Origin of the sequence: Rhizomicrobium sp. (assembly GCA_037200385.1) — a bacterium.
In the GTDB taxonomy this organism is placed as follows: Bacteria; Pseudomonadota; Alphaproteobacteria; order Micropepsales; family Micropepsaceae; genus Rhizomicrobium.
This window is the reverse complement of sequence record JBBCGL010000001.1, coordinates 1,259,858-1,275,793: the sequence shown is the minus strand read 5'-3', so window position 1 is coordinate 1,275,793 and position 15,936 is coordinate 1,259,858. Positions and strand designations below refer to the sequence as shown.

The window sequence follows — 15,936 nt, the reverse complement described above, 5'->3', positions numbered from 1 at the left end:
GCCGTTCGATGCGCTGGATCTCATCCGGAGATTGGCGCCGGCTTCACGTCCCAGACGCGCTCGGCATATTGGCGCACGAGGCGATCCATCGAAAACGGGCTCATCCGCGCGACGTTGAGGATGGCTTTCGTCGTCCACGCCGTCCCGTCGCGCCACGCCTCGTCCACCGCTGCCTGGGTGCGCACATAGGCGTCGTAGTCGGCCAGCACCATGAAGGGGTCGCCGCCCTTCAAGAGCGCGTCCACCACGGGCACGAACAGGTCGCGGTCGTGCGGGGAGAAATAGCCGTCGCGGACCATGTCGAGGCTCTGGCGGATTTCCGCGCTCTCGCGATAGATCGCGTTCGGATCGTAGCCCGCGGCGCGCAGCGCCTGGAGCTCCTCGAAGCTGTGGCCGAATATCCAGATGTTCTCCGGGCCGACCGCATCGCGGATTTCGGTGTTGGCGCCGTCCTGGGTGGCGATGGACAGCGCGCCGTTCAGCGCGAGCTTCATGTTGCCGGTCCCGGAGGCTTCCGTGCCCGCGGCCGAGATCTGCTCGGACAGATCGCCCGCGCTCACCAGCTGCTCGGCGATCTGCACGCCGTAATTCGGCACGAACACGATCTTCAGAAGGCCGCGCGTCTTGGGATCGTTGTTCACGATGTCGGCCACCGCGTTGATCAGATGGATGATGCGCTTGGCCATGGCATAGCCCGGCGCGGCCTTGCCGGCGAAGATCACGGTGCGCGCGACCTCGTCGACGCCGGCGCGGATGCGGTTGTAGCGGCCGATCACCTGCAGGATGTTGAGGAGCTGGCGCTTGTATTCGTGGATGCGCTTGATGTGCAGGTCGAACAGCGACGCCGCGTCGATCGCGAGGCCGTGCCGCGCGCTCAATATCTGGGCGACCCGCGCCTTGTTCGCCCGTTTCACGGCCGCGAAGTCCGCGCGGAACGCCGCGTCGCCCGCATGGGGCTCGAGCTCGCGCAGCCGGTCGAAATCGGCGGGCCAGCCGCCCTTGATGCGCGTTGCGATCAGCGCCGTCAGCGCGGGATTGGCGTCGACCAGCCAGCGCCGCTGGGAGATGCCGTTCGTCAGGCTGATGATGCGTCCGGGCCACAACCGGTCGAAGTCGCGGAACAGCGTCTGCCGCATGATGCCGGTATGGGTATGCGAGACGCCGTTGACCCGGTGGCTGCCGATGATCGCCAGATGCGCCATGCGCACGCTCTTCGCGCCGCTCTCGTCGATGATCGACATGCGGCGCAGCAGGTCCGTGTCGCCCGGATTGCGGTGCATCACGTCGCGCAGGAACCGTGCGTTGATCTCGTAGACGATCTGCAGGTGGCGCGGCAGCAAGGCCTCGAACAGCGGCACCGGCCACAATTCGAGCGCCTCGGAGAGCAGCGTGTGGTTGGTGAAGGCGAAGGTCGCGCAGGTGATCTCCCACGCCGTGTCCCAGCCGACGCGGTGGACGTCGACGAGCAGGCGCATGAGCTCGGCGATCGCGAGCACGGGATGGGTGTCGTTCAGCTGGATGGCGACATGGTCGGCCAGGTCTTCGATCGCCATGCCGCGCCGCAGATGGCGGTGCAGGATGTCCTGGAGGGAAGCGCAGACCAGGAAGAACTCCTGCTTCAGCCTCAGCTCGCGGCCGGTATTGATCGAGTCGTTGGGATAGAGGACGCGCGACAGCGTCTCCGACTGGACCTTTGCCTCGACGGCTTCGGCATAGTCGCCGCGATTGAACCAGGCGAAGTTGAAATCCGACGTCGCCTTCGCCGACCACAGCCGGACCATGCTGGTCGTCTCCGCGTTCGCGCCGATGACCGGCATGTCGTAGGCCATGGCATTGACGGTGTCCGTCTCGCTCCAATGGATTTCGAGCTCGCCCTTCCAGTTGGTCACCTGCGTCACGCGGCCCTTGAACGGAACCGCATAGGTGAAATCGGGCCGCGGGAATTCCCACGGATTGATCTCCTTCAGCCAGTTCTCCGGGTACTCGACCTGCTCGCCGTTTTCGATCTCCTGGCGGAACATGCCGTATTCGTAGCGGATGCAGTAGCCCAGCCCGGCATAGCCGAGCGCGGCCATGGATTCGAGCAGGCAGGCCGCGAGCCGTCCGAGTCCGCCATTGCCCAGCGCCGGCTCGACCTCGATCTCCCACAGCGTGTCGAGATCGACGCCGCAATCGCCGAGCGCACCGCGGCAGACCTCGAGCAGTCCCTGGCTGTTCAGGCAGGTGCGCAGGAGCTTTCCGGGCAGGAGTTCCATCGAAAGGTAATAGGTCCACTTCGCGCCATGATCGAAGTTGCGCCGCCAGGTCTCGACGCGCGCCGCGCTGAGCCGCCCGCGCAGATAGTAGGCGAGGGCGTAGAACCAGTCCCGCTTCGTTGCCGTCTGCGGGTCGCGCCCCAGAAGCTCGACGACGTTGGCGAGCAAGGCATCCCGGATTTCCGCCTGTGTGGGCTCGGATTGCACGGTCAAGGACATCACCACCACGGGCTTTGGATCGCCGGGCGCAGCCTAGAGGCGCTTCTTGAGGGCGACAACCCGCTACGGCTTCTGCGGCAACCCGTCCGTGATCTCGTAATAGTCGCCCTTCTCCGTCACGAAGACGTTGATCGCCAGCTGCGTCTGCGTCGGCCTGTCGAAGGCGCCCATCGCGATGCCGATCCAGTCCTTGTGGATCGGATCCCAGAACAGCGACGCGCCGCAGGTCGAACAGAAGCCGCGCCGCACCTTCTCCGACGAGCGGTACCAGGTGACGTTCTCGGCGCCCTCTATCGTCACGGCCGAACGCGGCACGTCGGTCGAAACGAAGATGTGACCGGACTGCTTGCGGCACTGCATGCAATGGCAGGCGTCGGGCGGCGGCAGGGCAACCGACACCGTGAACCGCACCGCGCCGCAAAGACAGGATCCCGTGTGCATGTCCCGCTCCGTTCGGTGATGACGCCACGCGCCCTTAGGGGTGACCGGCCCCCGGCCGCCACGCGGGAAGCCCCGCGCGCCAGAAGATGAAGCTGTACATGTCGGCATAGAGCGCGTCGTTCTGCGACTTGGTCGAACCGATGCCGTGTCCGGCTGCTTCGTCGATCCGCAGCAGGATCGGCTTGGCGGTCCCCGTCGCCTGCAGATAGGCCGCGAGCTTGGCCGGCTCCCAGGGCGAGACGCGCGGGTCGTTCAAGCCGGTCGTGATCATCACGGCGGGATACTGCGCGCCCTTGCGCACATGCTGCAGCGTGTCCATCGCGTAGAGGTTCTCGAAGCCGGCCTTCGTCGCGATGGTCCCGAACTCCGGAATGTTCGGCGGGCCGTTGGGCGAGAACTCCGCCCGCAACGGGTTCGCCGAAGGCACCGAGTCGATCACCCCCGCGAACAGGTCGGGCCGTTCGGTCAGCGCCCGGCCCATCGTGATCCCGCCGGCCGAGCCGCCGAAGATGAAGAGCTTGTCCTTCGTCGTATAGCCGCGGGCGATGAGGTCCTGGGCACAGGCGATGAGATCGCGCCAGGTGTGGACCTTGTTGGCGTCCTTGCCCGCCAGGCGCCAGGCATCGCCCAGCTCGCCGCCGCCGCGCACATGGCAGGAGGCATAGGTGCCGCCGGCCTCCAGGAAGCTGACGGCGCGCGGCGAGAAATCGGCGAGCTGCGAGATGCCGTAGGAACCATAGGCCTGGATGAGCACGATCTGCGGCCCCCGGGCGTCCTTCGGCCGCACCAGCGTGTCGGGCACCAGCACGCCGTCCTCCGCCTTGGCCTCCAGATCGCTGACCGTGTAGCGCCCCGAGTCATAGGCCGGCGCGACGCCCAGCTTCAGGTCGGCGAAGCGCTTCGTCGCGGGATCGTAGGCGAGGGTCGTCGGCGGGACGACGAAGCTCTCCAGCTCGATCGTGATGCCGGGCGCGCGGGGATCGGTGAACGCTTCCGCGACGTGGCCCTTGAAGGGCAGCGCGATCTCCTCGATCGCGCCCGCGCCGTCGGGAATCCGCAGCAGCAGCGAATAGGCGCCCTTGCGCGCCAGGACATAGAGCGCATCCGATGCGGCGCGGACCGAATCGATCACCCGGTCGGGCTGGGCGGGGATCAGCACCGTGGCGGCGGACAGCGGTTCGCCGGCCTTCACCGAGAGCACTTTGAAGGTCGGCGCATCCTTGTGCGACAGCAGATAGAGGCGGTCGCCGCTCGCATCGAAGCCGTTGACGTCGTCGGCGCGTGTGACGAAGGGCTTCCAGTCCGCTTTGGGATCGTCGGCCCGATCGGCCGGCGCGATCCACAGCGCCTGCTCGTTCTGCACGCCGTTGATCGACAGCGCCACGGCCATCGGCCCGTTGGGGACGATCCCGAGGGCGGGCGTCTCGTCGGGTCCGAAGGCCGGCCCATGCCCGACCTTGGACCCCAGGATGGCGACCGGTTCGGATTTGAGGTCCCAGGAGACCAGCGACGCATCGCGGTAGCGCTCCGTTCCCGGATCGCCGGCGCCGAGCGTCTTGAGCCGGATGAAAAAGAGCCTCTTGGAATCCTTCGACCAGGTCGTGGCGCCGAACTGGGCGCGGTCGACCGGTCCGGCCACCTGCTGGCCGGTCGCCGCGTCATAGACCGCGATGGATGCGTCTTCCGAACCGCCTTCGGAGACGCCCGCCGCCACCAGATTGCCGTCCGGCGAGGCGAGGAAATAGTTGATCGCGAAGGGTTTGCCGTCATGCGCGGCGCGCAGCGCGGCGACGTCTATGATCTTGCGCGTGCCCTTGTCGTCGCGGACCATCAGGTCGAAATTGTCCGAGCCCGGCCTGCGCTCCTCATAGAACGCGCGGCCGCCGAAGCGCACATAACCCTGGACGAAGCCGAAGCTGCCGGTGAAGGCGGCGATCGTCCGCGCCAGCGCGTCGCGCGGCGCGATGCCGTCGAGGATCGACCGTGTATATCCGCCTTGCGCCTTCATCCAGGCGATCGTCTGCGGGTCGAGCGCCTCCATATAGCGGTAATCGTCGGTGACCTTGCGGCCCCACAGCGTCTCGGTGACCGGCTGGACCGGAGCCGCAGACGGCTTCGGCGGCGCCCCGATGGGCGCCAGGGGATCCGTCGCCGTGGCGGCGAGCGAGCCCGCCGTCAGGACCGCCAGGACGGCGCCAAGCTTCAACGCGCGGATCTTCATCGGTCATCCCTGACGGCTGCGGCGCGGGATGATAGCCGTTGTCGGGTCCGGCGGCGAATGGCCTAGACGCGTTCCGGCGGCCGCGGCTTGACCAGGACCTGAACGGTATCGCCGTCTGCGGCGACGGCGCAGTCCACCCGCCAGATGCGGGTGATGCGTTCCGCCGTCAGCACCACCGCCGGCGCGCCGGCGGCATCGACCCGGCCATTCGCCAGCACGATCAGGCGGTCGGCATAGGCCGCGGCGAGATTGAGATCGTGCAGGACGGCGAGCACGCCCGCCCCGGCGCGCGCGATGCTGCGGGCTTTCGCCAGGATCGCGTGCTGGTGAAAGAGATCCAGGCTCGCGGTCGGCTCGTCGAGCAGCAGCATCCGGGCGCGGCCGTCGGCGAGCGGCGTCCAGATCTGTGCCAGGGTGCGCGCATAATGCGTGCGGTGCATCTCGCCGCCCGACAGCGTGCGGCAGTCGCGCCCCGCCAGCGCGGCGATTTCGGTTGCGTCCATCGCGCCGCGGACGGCGCTGCGGTCCTCGTCCGGCGTCGCGCGCCCGCGATGGGGATGGCGCCCCAGCTCCACCACGTCCCAGGCGCGGAAGGAGAAAGCGAGCTCCGGCGCCTGCGGCAGCACGGCGCGCTGCAGCGCCATCTCTTCCGCGCTCCAGCCGCGCAACGGCCTGCCGTTCAGCGTGACGTCGCCGGCGCGCGGCGCGAGATCGCCTGACAGGACCTTCAGCAGCGTCGACTTGCCCGCGCCATTGGGCCCGACCACGGCGGTGACGCGGCCGGGCGGCACCTCGGCGTCGACGCCGTCCAGGATGCGCCGTCCGCCCGCGGTGACGACGAGGCCGTGCGCCGCCAGTCCTGCCGTCATGGCGCGGTCTCTCCCAGGCGGCGGCGCAGCAGCCAGATGAAGAACGGCGCGCCCAGCGCGCTGGTCACGACGCCCACGGGCAGCTCGGCCGGCATCACCGCGATCCGCGCGAACAGGTCGGCCGAGACCACCAGCAGCGCGCCCATCAGCGCGGCGGCGGGCAGCACGAAGCGGTGCGCCGCGCCGCCCATCAGCCGCACCAGATGCGGCGCCGCCAATCCGACGAAGCCGATGATGCCGGTCAGCGCCACGCCGGCGCCCACCCCGAGCGCGACCAGCACGATGGTGGCGCGCCGCAGGATCTCCACCCGCAGCCCGAGATGCCCGGCCGCGCTCTCGCCCAGCGCCAGCACGTCATAGCCGCGCGCCAGGACCGCGAAGCCGGACAGGGCGCCGGCCATCAGCAGCAGCACCGGCCAGATCTGCCCCCAGGTCGCACCGCCAAGTCCGCCCAGCAGCCAGAAAGTGAGGGCACGCAGCTGTGCATCCGTACCCAGGAAGGTGAGGTAGCCGACGATCGCCGTCGTCAGCGCGTTCATCGCCAGGCCGGCCAGCAGAAGCGTCGCGATATCGGTGCGGCTGCGGCTGCGCCCGATGAGATAGACGCCGATCGTCGCGGCGAGCCCGGCCGCGAACGCCGCCAGCGGCATCGCGATGGCACCATTCGCCCAGGCCGGCGCCGAGGCGCCCAGTACGATCCAGCCCACCGCACCGCAGGCCGCGCCCCCCGACACGCCGATCAGTCCCGGGTCCGCCAGCGGATTGCGGAACAGCGCTTGCAGCGCGGCGCCCGCTACCCCGAGCGTCATGCCGACCCCCAGGCCGAGGGCCACCCGTGGCAGGCGGATGCTGAACAGCGCGGCATCCTCGAACGGCGCGACGGGAACGCCCAGATCCCATCCCGCCCGGCCGGCCAGCGCCGCGACGACATGCGACAGCGGGATGTCGAGCGCGCCGATCGTGCTCGCCGCGAGGCAGGCCACGACCAAGAGGGCGACAAGCCCGCCAAGGATGAGATGCCGCCGCAGCCGCAAGGGATCGCGCAGCGGATCGAAGGCCACGGCGGAGATCGCGCTCACGGCGCCGCGATCCGGCTCTTGCCATGCAGCGCATCCGCCAGCGTCGCCAGCGCTTCGGGCGTGCGCGGCCCGAACCCCAGCAGCAGGAGCGCGTCCATCGCGACGATCCGTCCGGACTTGCCGGCCGGCGTCATCGCGATCTCCGGCCGTGCCCGAAGCGCCTCCATGCCGCCGAGCATCTTGATCGCATGATCGGCGATCACGATCACATCGGGCTTCAGCGCGATGGCGGCTTCCGGCGTCAGCGGCTTGTAGCCGGAGAATGCGCCGGCGACGTTCTGTCCCCGCGCCAGCGTGAGCATGATGTCTGCAGCTGTGTCGCGCCCGGCCGCCATCGCACCGCCCGGACCCTGCGCCATCAGGAATACCACGCGCGGGCGATCCTTGTAGGCGGCAAGCCGCGCCGTCACCGCCGCCATGTCGGCGCGAAAGCGCGCCTGCAATGCGCGCCCTTGCGCCGGCGCGTTGAGCGCCTCGGCGATCGTGGCGATCTTGACGAGCACCGCGTCCGGCGCATGCGCGCTGGTCACATGGACGATGCGTATGCCGGAGCCGTCCAACTGCGCCATCGCCGCCGCCGGCCCGGCATCCTGCGAGGCGATGACCAGGTCCGGCTTGCAGGACAACACGCCCTCCGCCGCGAGGGTGCGCAGATAGCCGACCTGCGGAAGCTTGGTCGCTGCCGCCGGATACAGCGACGTCTGGTCGTCGCAGACCAGCCGGTCGCCGAGCCCCAGCGCATAGACGATCTCCGTCACGTCGCCGCCCAGGGCGACGACGCGTTGTGCGGCCTGCGCCGGAAGCGCCAGCACGCAAAGCGCCGCCGCGAGCCTCAACAGGCGTGTCATAGCAGCCCCGGCAGGATCGCGAGAACCGCGCGCCACGCCTCGAGCTCCGGCTTGCCCGGCTTGCGCACGCCGAACAGCTGCGCAAAGCAGAAGCCGTCCTTGTCGAACAGCTCCAGCGACGTCACGTCGCCGTCGCGCGTCGGCTTGCGCACCACCCAGGCGCTCGCGATCGCGTCCTCGCGCAGATGCAGGTTGAAGGTCGGATCCAGCACGTTGAACCACGGCCCCATGCGCTTGAGGGTGGTCACCGGGCCGCTATGGATCTGGATGCAGCCGGGATTGCCGACGAACACCATGATGGGCGTCGCCGCGTCGCGCGCGGTCTCCAGCGTGCGCGCGAGGCTGTCCGTCGTTACCGGCTGCGCGAATTGCGGGCCGGCGAGCCGCAGCGCCTGGAGACGGCCGGTGCCGTGCTTGCGCAGCATGCCGAAGAACTCGTGCGTGTCTTCCAGTGCGCTCCAGGCGCGGCGCAGGCCCTCGACGTCGATCTCGCTGTCGGGCCGGTCGGCCTTGGGCGCCGCGATGGCGACGGGCTGCAGCACCGGCGACTGGTCCTCGGCGCGCCATTGCGAAATCAGGCGGTCGAACGCCGCGACGTCGGTCGCGGGCTTCTGGTAGATCTTGTGGACCGCGGTGCCGTCCGCGTCGAAGACCTGGAGCGAGCGGCGCGGCCCGTCCTCGGTCTCGTCGATCACCGCAAAGGTGTGATGCCAGCGCGACGGAAAGAGCCGCAGGTCGATCAGCTCGCCGAGCACCAGGCCATGCGCCGCCTCGATGCTGACGTCGAGATAAGGCCCGATCTTCTCGTGCACGCAATGCGCGTTGCGGGTCAGCGCCATCACCGGCCCCAGTGCGGGCACCTCCCGGATGATCGCCGCACCATCCGTGCGCAGCCGCGTCGCGCTGTCGCCGACCAGGCTCGCGATCAGTTCGCCTTCGCTGACACCCAGTCGCGCCGCGGCATCGCGCGACCGCAACCGGCCGGCGGACCGGTCGCTGAGATCGCTCCACGCCTGCCGCAGCGCCGCGCTTGAAAGATGCGCGTCTTCTCTCGACCGTATTCCCGCCTCGCTCATGGGCCTCTCCTATTTTTGCGATTGACTCGCAATTGCATAAGTGTGATGACCATATGCACTTGAGAGTCATTTGCAGTCAAGCGCGGCCGCTGTGCCGCCATTTCGAAGGGGTTTCTTTCATGCGTGCGGTTCGCCAATTGGCGCTGGCTTCAGTGTGTCTTGCGGCTTTGGGGGCGATGGCTGCGGCGCAGGACGCGCCGGCCAGCGCACCATCCACCAAGCTCGCCCTGGTCGAGACGGTGACGGTGAGCGCGACGCGCAATCCGACCTCTGCGACCGACTATCCCGGCATGGTCGACGTGCTGGGGCCGGATCAGATCGCCGCATCGATTCCGTCGACGATCGCCGACCTCGTCGACAACATGCCCAACGTCCAGTTCGTGGGCGGGCCGCGCCGGACCGGCGAGAGCCCCAACATCCGTGGCCTCGGCGGCCAGGACGTCCTGATCCTCGTCGACGGCGTGCGCCAGGCGTGGACCTCCGGCCATGACGGCCGCTTCTTCCTCGATCCGGCGCTGCTCACTGCCGTGGAAGTGGTGCGTGGCCCGGCCTCGGCCCTGTACGGCTCGGGCGCGCTCGGCGGCGTGTTGGCATTCCGCACCGCAGACGCGTCCGACCTGCTGGCACCCGGCCAGACCGCCGGCCTGCGCGCGGCCTTCGGCTATCAGGACGTCGATGCGGAATTCCTGCGCACCGCGACCGGCTTCACCCATATCGGCGATTTCGATTTCGTCGGCAGCATAGGCGAGCGCTCCTCCGGCGACATCAAGCTCGGCTCGGGTGCGAGCCTGCCGGCCGACGACGACATCGTCACCGGCTTCGCCAAGGCGGGCTACGATTTCGGCGACGGGCTCACCGCCAAGGTCACCTATCAGGGTTTCAAGAACGACGCGGTCGAGCCCGATGACGGGCAGGGCCTCACCACCGGCGCGCCGGTCGACAAGACGATCGTCTCGCAGCAATTCTCCGGCGAGATCGACTGGAAGCCGGCGGGCGCCGACGGCCTGGTAGACCTGCATCTGACGCCCTACCACGTGCAGAGTTCGGTGCAGGAGGTCGATCCGGTTACGCTGGAACGCACGCTGCGCGACATCAAGACCGACGGTTTCAGCGTCGACAACCGCACGCCCTTCGCCTTCGCCAACGTCTCGGGCCTCTTCACGGTCGGCGGCGAGTGGTATCAGGACGACCAGGTCGGCCGCGACACGCTCGGCGCCGGAGGCGTGCGTTCCGGCGTGCCCAACGGCAAGGACGCGTTCTGGGGCGTCTTCGCGCAGGTCGAGGCGAACATCGACCAGCCGCTGGGCGCGCCCGGCAAGCTCACCCTGATCCCGGCGGTGCGCTACGATTCCTACAGCACCTCGTCCACCGGCAATCCCGACACCAGCCGGACGGCGGTCTCGCCGAAATTCGCCGCGACCTATGCGCCGGTCGACTGGCTGTTCGTCTTCGGCAATGTCGGCAAGGCCTTCCGCGCTCCCGGGATCAACGAATTGTACCTCACCGGTGAGCATTTCACCGTGCCGCATCCGATCCTGCCCGGTGTCTCGGTGGCGAACAATTTCGTGCCCAACCCAAACCTGAAGCCGGAGACCTCCAAATACTGGGAAGCGGGCGCCGGGCTCGTGTTCGACGATCTTCTGGCGTCGGGCGACGCGCTGCGGGTGAAGGCGTCCTACTGGAGCCAGAGCGTCGACGACTACATCAATCTGAGCGTCTTCGTGCCGCCGACTTTCTATACGGCCGGCTGCTTCACGCCGCCGACCTTCCTCGTCGGCTGCAATGTCGGATCGACGACCGCGATCAACGTCGACGCCGAGCTGCAGGGCACCGAACTCGAAGCACTGTACGACACCGACCGGCTGCGGCTCCAGCTCGACTACGGCCATGTCACCGGTCATGAACGCGGCACCGCGTTCGACCTTGCGTCCCTGATGCCGGACATCGTCACCGTCATCGGCACCGTCAAGGTCCCGGAGGTCGACGCCAGCTTCAATGCGCGGCTGCAATTCGCGGGCGACTTCGACAAGAGCTACGACCCGGCGAGCAACGATCCCTCGACCGAGAGCCGCAAGGGCTACACGCTGCTCGATCTCTACGCGACCTGGGCGCCGGGCGACGACATCCTGGGCGGCGCGTTGCGCGGCGTGCGCATCGATGCGGGCGTCGACAACGTGACCGACGCGAATTACACGCCCTACCAGGCTGGCGTCAGCGCCCCGGGGCGCAATTTCAAGACGCTCGCGAGCTACACGATCGCATGGTGAAACCGGCGCGGCCTGCCGCCACCATATGATGCCGCGGGCCGCGCCTCACGCCGTCCAGACGCTGACCGCATAGACCAGCGCCGCGCCGGCCAGGGTCATCGCGGTGGTGAGGAATTTGGGGTGCGCGTGATGGCTCTCCGGCACCAGGTCGCTGGCGCCGAGATAGAGGAAGAGCCCGGCGAAGGCTGCAATCACCGTTCCGAACACGCCGGGCGGCAGGTGCACGAAGGCGGTGACGCCGATGCCGGCCGCCGGCGCGAGGGAATCCGCCAGCAGCCAGCGCAGGCCCATGGCCCGCGTGCCGCCGTTCTTCAGCACCACGTTCATCGTGTTGATGCCGTCCGAGAAGTCATGCGTCAGCACCGCCAGCGCCACCCCGAAGCCGATGGCGTTGGAGACCTGGAACGCGAAGCCGATCGCCATGCCGTCGAACACGCTGTGCGCCACCAGCGTGACCGCGCCCAGGCCGCTGCGCGGTGCGCCATGGCCATGCTCGTGATCGTGCCCATCGCCGTCCGCCTGTCCATGCAGCAGCGCCAGCCGGTCGAGCAGCAGATAGAAGAGGAAGCCCCCGGCGACATACAGCATCGTCGTCGTCGGCATGCCGGGCGTCAGCTTGAGCGCTTCCGGCATGAGATCGAAGAACGCCACGCCCACCACCGCGCCGGCGCTGAAGCCGAGGATTAGGTGCAGCCGGTCCCGCAGACGCAGCGCCACTAGGCCGCCGAGCATGGTCGCGCCGAAGGCGGCCGGCGCGAGAAGGAGTGCGATCATGAAGGGGGCGGCCGTTGCGTGTCTCGAGCCTCATACCATAGCATCGCGCCGCCGCACGCATGGGATGGATCATGGCCGCCAGGAAGAAAAAGCGCTCAGCGAAGAAGGCCGCCAAGGTCGCGTCCAAGGCGAAGCGCAAAGCCCCCGCGAAGCGCAAGGTCGCCGCGAAGCGCAAGCCGGCCGCGAAAGCGAAACCGGTGCGCCGGGGCAAGACGGTGCCGGCCCGTAAGACCGCGCCGCGCCGCCGTCCCGATCCGGTCGACGAAAGCTCCGATGAGAGCTTTCCCGCCAGCGATCCGCCGAGTTGGACGCCGGTGACCGGCGAGGGCGGCTGACGGCGTTGACGAAAGGGTGGCGGCGCGCCACCACTGCCCTATGACGCCCGCGCCCGCCGCCGAAACCGATATCGAATCGTGGCTCGCGCTGGTGCGAGAGGTCGAGCCGCTGTTCGGCCCGATGCCCATGTTCGACGTCACGCTCCGGAACAACATCGCGCGACGCTCCGCCTTCTGCGTCCGCGGCCCGGCGGGCGCCGTGCTGGGCGGGATCCTTCTGGGCGGCGCGGCGCCCGACAACTGGATCCGCTGGCTCGCCGTGACCTCGCCGGCGCGCGGGCAGGGCATCGGCGCGGCGCTGCTGCGCCACGTCCTCGCGCTCTGGCCCGGCCCCTGCACGATCTCGCTCGCGACCTTCGGCGCGGACAATCCGGCGGGACGCGCCGCGCGCCGCCTTTATGAAAGTCACGGCTTCGTGCCCGGCGCGATGCTGCCGCAAGGCCCCGAAGGCGGCACGCGCCAGCGCTATACGCTGGTGCGCCCGTGAACGGGGCGCTGAGCCCGGGGACGCGTCGCAATCTTCGCCTGCTGAGCGCCTTCAGCTTCTGCAACGATTTCCGCCTCTACGCGCCCGTGATGGTGGTGTATTTCGCGGACGTCACCGGCTCGCTCGCGCTGGCGACGCTGCTTTTCGCCATCGCCAAGATCGCGTGGTCGGCGCTCGAAGTGCCCACCGGTATGTTCTCCGATTTCATCGGCCGCCGCCTCACCCTGGTGCTGGGGCAGGCCGCGTCCGTCCTCTCCATCGCGCTCTACGCCTTCGGACGGGATTTCGCCGTGCTGGCCTTGGGCGCGGCGGTCGAGGGCCTCGCCTTCTCGCTGTTCAGCGGCAACAACGCCGCCTATCTCTACGACACGCTGAAGAGCGAGGGCGGTGAGGGCGAATTCGCCGAATGGCAAGGCCGTGTCAGCGCGATGTTCCAGCTCGCGCTCGCGATCTCCGCGCTGGCCGCGATGGCGGCGCTGCCTTTCCTGCCGTTGCGCGCGATGTTCGCTCTGACGCTGGCGCCGGCGGTCGCCGGCCTGGGCTTCGCGCTCCTGCTTGCAGAGCCTGCACGGCACAGCGACACGATTCCCACCAACGTCTTTACGCATCTGCGCGAGGCGCTCGGGGCCTTCGCGCGCGACGCGCGGCTGCGCCGCCTGAGCTTCGCCGCGATGCTCGGCTTCGCGCTGGGCGAGGCCAAGCACATGTTCCATCCCGCCTTCTTCGCGCTGTTCTGGCCGGCCTGGGCGCTCGGCCTTGCGGGCGCGCTGGTCCATGGCTTCGGCGCACTCGGCTTCCGGCTGGGTGGCGCCATCAATCGCCGCTTCGGCGAGTTGCGCGTCCTGCTGGTGGCGAGCTATTCGAGCCTCGCCGGCGGCATCGCCGCGACCGCGCTCCCGACCATCGCCAGCCCGGCCATCGTCTCGCTCGCCTCGCTGGCCTTCGGCCCCGCCATGGTCGCGCAGGGCAGCCTGATGCAACGATCCTTCACCGACGCCCAGCGCGCCACCATGGCCTCGCTGATCTCGCTGGGCGGGAACATCCTGTTCGCCGTCGCGGTCTTCGCCATCGGCTGGCTGGCGGACCGGATCGGCGCCCGTTTCGCGCTGCTCGCGGCCGAGATCGCGACAATCCCCGTGACCGTGCTCTATTGGCGCCTGTTCGCCGCGCAACCCCGCTGAGACGGCACGCTTGGGCCTGGATGCGGATTTGCTGTAAGACGGTTCGATGAAAATCAAGCTCCACAAGGGCGATCTGCCCGCCACGCTCGATCTCGGTCCCCTGGTCGCCATCGACAGCGAGACGCTCGGCCTCAATCCCTTCCGCGACCGGCTCTGCCTCGTCCAGCTCTCCTCCGGCGACAATGTCTGCCACGCGGTGCAGTTCGCGCCGAACGACTACGCCGCGCCGAACCTCAGGAAGATGCTGGCCGATCCGAAGGTCACCAAGCTCTTCCACTTCGCGCGCTTCGACGTGGCGATGTTCCGGCGCTATCTCGGCGTCGTCACCGCGCCGATCTACTGCACCAAGATCGCCTCCAAGCTGGTTCGGACGTATACGGACAAGCACGGCCTGAAGGACCTCGTGAAGGAACTGCTCGGCGTCGACCTGTCCAAGGAGCAGCAGAGCTCCGACTGGGGCGCGCCCACGCTGACCGAGAAGCAGCTCGCCTATGCCGCCAACGACGTCGCCTTCCTGCACAAGCTGAAGGAGGCGCTGGACGGCATGCTGGCGCGCGAGCACCGCACCGAACTGGCGAAGGCGTGCTTCGAGTTCCTCCCCTCCCGCGCCGAACTCGATCTCGCCGGCTGGGAAGACGTGGACATCTTTGCGCACTGAAGCAGCGATCCTTTCCTCCCCCCGCAACCACGGGGGCGGAAAACGGCGGCACTCGCTTCTTAGGTAAATCCCCCATTTACCGCACCGCAATAAAGTAACTTGCGCCGCCGCCGCCGCTGGGACACATTTGGCACGAATTTCGCTTACAAGCGCGATCGGTTTGGCGCGTTCGTAGGAACGATCAACAAAAACAAGGGGCTGCATGGCTTCCGCCAAGATCAAGGCCGTACGTCCGGCCGCCACCAAGGCGCGCGATCTCGCGGCCGCACGCCGCGTCCTGCGCCATGCCAGCGACGCCATCACCGTCCTCGGCGAGACGCTGAACGGCGAGTTCTCGCGCGCCATCGACGCGATCCTCGGGGTCAGCGGCCGCGTCATCGTCAGCGGCATGGGCAAGTCCGGCCACATCGCGCGCAAGCTCGCCGCCACCCTCGCCTCCACCGGCACGCCGGCGCTCTTCCTGCATCCCGCCGAGGCCAGCCATGGCGATCTCGGCATGGTGACCCGCGCCGACGCGCTGCTGATGCTGTCGAATTCGGGCGAGACCGCCGAGCTCGCCGATCTCATCACCTATGGCAAGCGGCTTTCCATTCCGCTGATCGGCATGGCGAACAATGCCGACTCCAGGCTGCTGCAAGCCTCCGACATCATGCTGCTGCTGCCCAAGGCGCAGGAGGCGTGTCCGATGGGCCTCGCGCCGACGACCTCGACCACCATGATGCTCACCCTCGGCGATGCGCTCGCCGTTGCGCTGATGGAGCGGCGCGGCTTCTCCGCCGACCAGTATCGCGACTTCCATCCCGGCGGCGCGCTGGGCAAGAAGCTGATCCGGGTGAGCGACATCATGCACAAGGGTGAGGAGCTGCCGCTGGTCTCGCCGGAGACCGCGATGCGCGACGTGATCATGACCATGACCTCCGCCAAGTTCGGCATCGCGGGCTATGCCGGCGTGGTCGACAAGAAGGGCGCGCTGGTCGGCATCGTCTCCGACGGCGACCTGCGCCGCCACATGGAGACCGGACTGCTCGACAAGCTGGCGCGCGACGTCATGACGGCGAATCCCAAGACCGTCTCGCCCGACATCCTCGCCTCCGAGGCGCTGACCTTCATGAACGCCACCCCGCCGAAGGTCACGTATCTGTTCGTCGTCGATCCCAAGGGCCCGGACCGCCGGCCGGTCGGCTTCCTCAGCGTGCACGACATCCTGCGGGCAGGCCTTTCCTGAC

14 protein-coding genes are annotated in these 15,936 nt (G+C 68.5%); 6 read left to right on the top strand and 8 right to left on the bottom strand.

The genetic code is table 11. The annotated features are described in order from the left end of the window. Positions 1-20 precede the first annotated feature (20 nt). From WDM91_06235 to WDM91_06205, 7 genes are all read right to left on the bottom strand, one after another. Positions 21-2,462 carry a glycogen/starch/alpha-glucan phosphorylase gene (locus tag WDM91_06235; GenBank protein ID MEI9994172.1) on the bottom strand — a complete coding sequence of 814 codons (2,442 nt, stop codon included), beginning with the start codon at positions 2,460-2,462 and terminating at the stop codon, positions 21-23. A 75-nt stretch (positions 2,463-2,537) separates the two neighbouring features. Continuing rightward, positions 2,538-2,915: a GFA family protein gene (locus tag WDM91_06230; GenBank protein MEI9994171.1), complete on the bottom strand. Its 378-nt coding sequence runs from the start codon at positions 2,913-2,915 to the stop codon at positions 2,538-2,540. A gap of 34 nt (positions 2,916-2,949) precedes the next feature. Then, complete coding sequence (locus tag WDM91_06225; protein MEI9994170.1) at positions 2,950-5,136, bottom strand: prolyl oligopeptidase family serine peptidase; 2,187 nt, start codon at positions 5,134-5,136, stop codon at positions 2,950-2,952. A 62-nt stretch (positions 5,137-5,198) separates the two neighbouring features. Then, the gene (locus tag WDM91_06220; GenBank protein MEI9994169.1) at positions 5,199-6,005 is read right to left on the bottom strand and encodes a heme ABC transporter ATP-binding protein; all 807 of its coding nucleotides are present in this window, start codon (positions 6,003-6,005) and stop codon (positions 5,199-5,201) included. Further along, complete coding sequence (locus WDM91_06215; GenBank protein ID MEI9994168.1) at positions 6,002-7,084, bottom strand: iron ABC transporter permease; 1,083 nt, start codon at positions 7,082-7,084, stop codon at positions 6,002-6,004. The genes WDM91_06220 and WDM91_06215 overlap by 4 nt, the downstream gene beginning before the upstream one ends. Next, positions 7,081-7,932, bottom strand: a complete 852-nt coding sequence (locus WDM91_06210; GenBank protein ID MEI9994167.1) for an ABC transporter substrate-binding protein — start codon at positions 7,930-7,932, stop codon at positions 7,081-7,083. The genes WDM91_06215 and WDM91_06210 overlap by 4 nt, the downstream gene beginning before the upstream one ends. Next, positions 7,929-9,008, bottom strand: coding sequence for a ChuX/HutX family heme-like substrate-binding protein (locus WDM91_06205; GenBank protein ID MEI9994166.1), 1,080 nt, complete (start codon positions 9,006-9,008; stop codon positions 7,929-7,931). Before WDM91_06205 ends, WDM91_06210 begins: the two co-directional genes overlap by 4 nt. A gap of 119 nt (positions 9,009-9,127) precedes the next feature. Here WDM91_06205 and WDM91_06200 point away from each other — a divergent pair, with 119 nt between their 5' ends. Further along, positions 9,128-11,275 (top strand): TonB-dependent hemoglobin/transferrin/lactoferrin family receptor, encoded by a 2,148-nt coding sequence (locus WDM91_06200; GenBank protein MEI9994165.1) that lies wholly within the window; start codon positions 9,128-9,130, stop codon positions 11,273-11,275. A 45-nt stretch (positions 11,276-11,320) separates the two neighbouring features. On the opposite strand, the gene WDM91_06195 is transcribed toward WDM91_06200, so the two are convergent. Beyond that, the gene (locus WDM91_06195; GenBank protein ID MEI9994164.1) at positions 11,321-12,049 is read right to left on the bottom strand and encodes a ZIP family metal transporter; all 729 of its coding nucleotides are present in this window, start codon (positions 12,047-12,049) and stop codon (positions 11,321-11,323) included. Between the two features lie 71 nt (positions 12,050-12,120). On the opposite strand from WDM91_06195, the gene WDM91_06190 reads away from it, so the two are divergent. The 5 genes from WDM91_06190 (at position 12,121) to WDM91_06170 (ending at position 15,935) form a co-directional block, all read left to right on the top strand. Continuing rightward, entirely contained in the window at positions 12,121-12,384 is a 264-nt protein-coding gene (locus tag WDM91_06190; GenBank protein ID MEI9994163.1) for a hypothetical protein, read from the top strand. Between the two features lie 40 nt (positions 12,385-12,424). After that, on the top strand, positions 12,425-12,871 hold the full coding sequence (locus WDM91_06185) for a GNAT family N-acetyltransferase (protein ID MEI9994162.1): 447 nt from the start codon (positions 12,425-12,427) through the stop codon (positions 12,869-12,871). Further along, the gene (locus tag WDM91_06180; protein ID MEI9994161.1) at positions 12,868-14,052 is read left to right on the top strand and encodes an MFS transporter; all 1,185 of its coding nucleotides are present in this window, start codon (positions 12,868-12,870) and stop codon (positions 14,050-14,052) included. Before WDM91_06185 ends, WDM91_06180 begins: the two co-directional genes overlap by 4 nt. A gap of 46 nt (positions 14,053-14,098) precedes the next feature. Next, positions 14,099-14,710, top strand: coding sequence for a ribonuclease H-like domain-containing protein (locus WDM91_06175; GenBank protein ID MEI9994160.1), 612 nt, complete (start codon positions 14,099-14,101; stop codon positions 14,708-14,710). 202 nt (positions 14,711-14,912) lie between these two features. Next, the gene (locus WDM91_06170) at positions 14,913-15,935 is read left to right on the top strand and encodes a KpsF/GutQ family sugar-phosphate isomerase (protein MEI9994159.1); all 1,023 of its coding nucleotides are present in this window, start codon (positions 14,913-14,915) and stop codon (positions 15,933-15,935) included. Position 15,936: the final 1 nt, after the last annotated feature.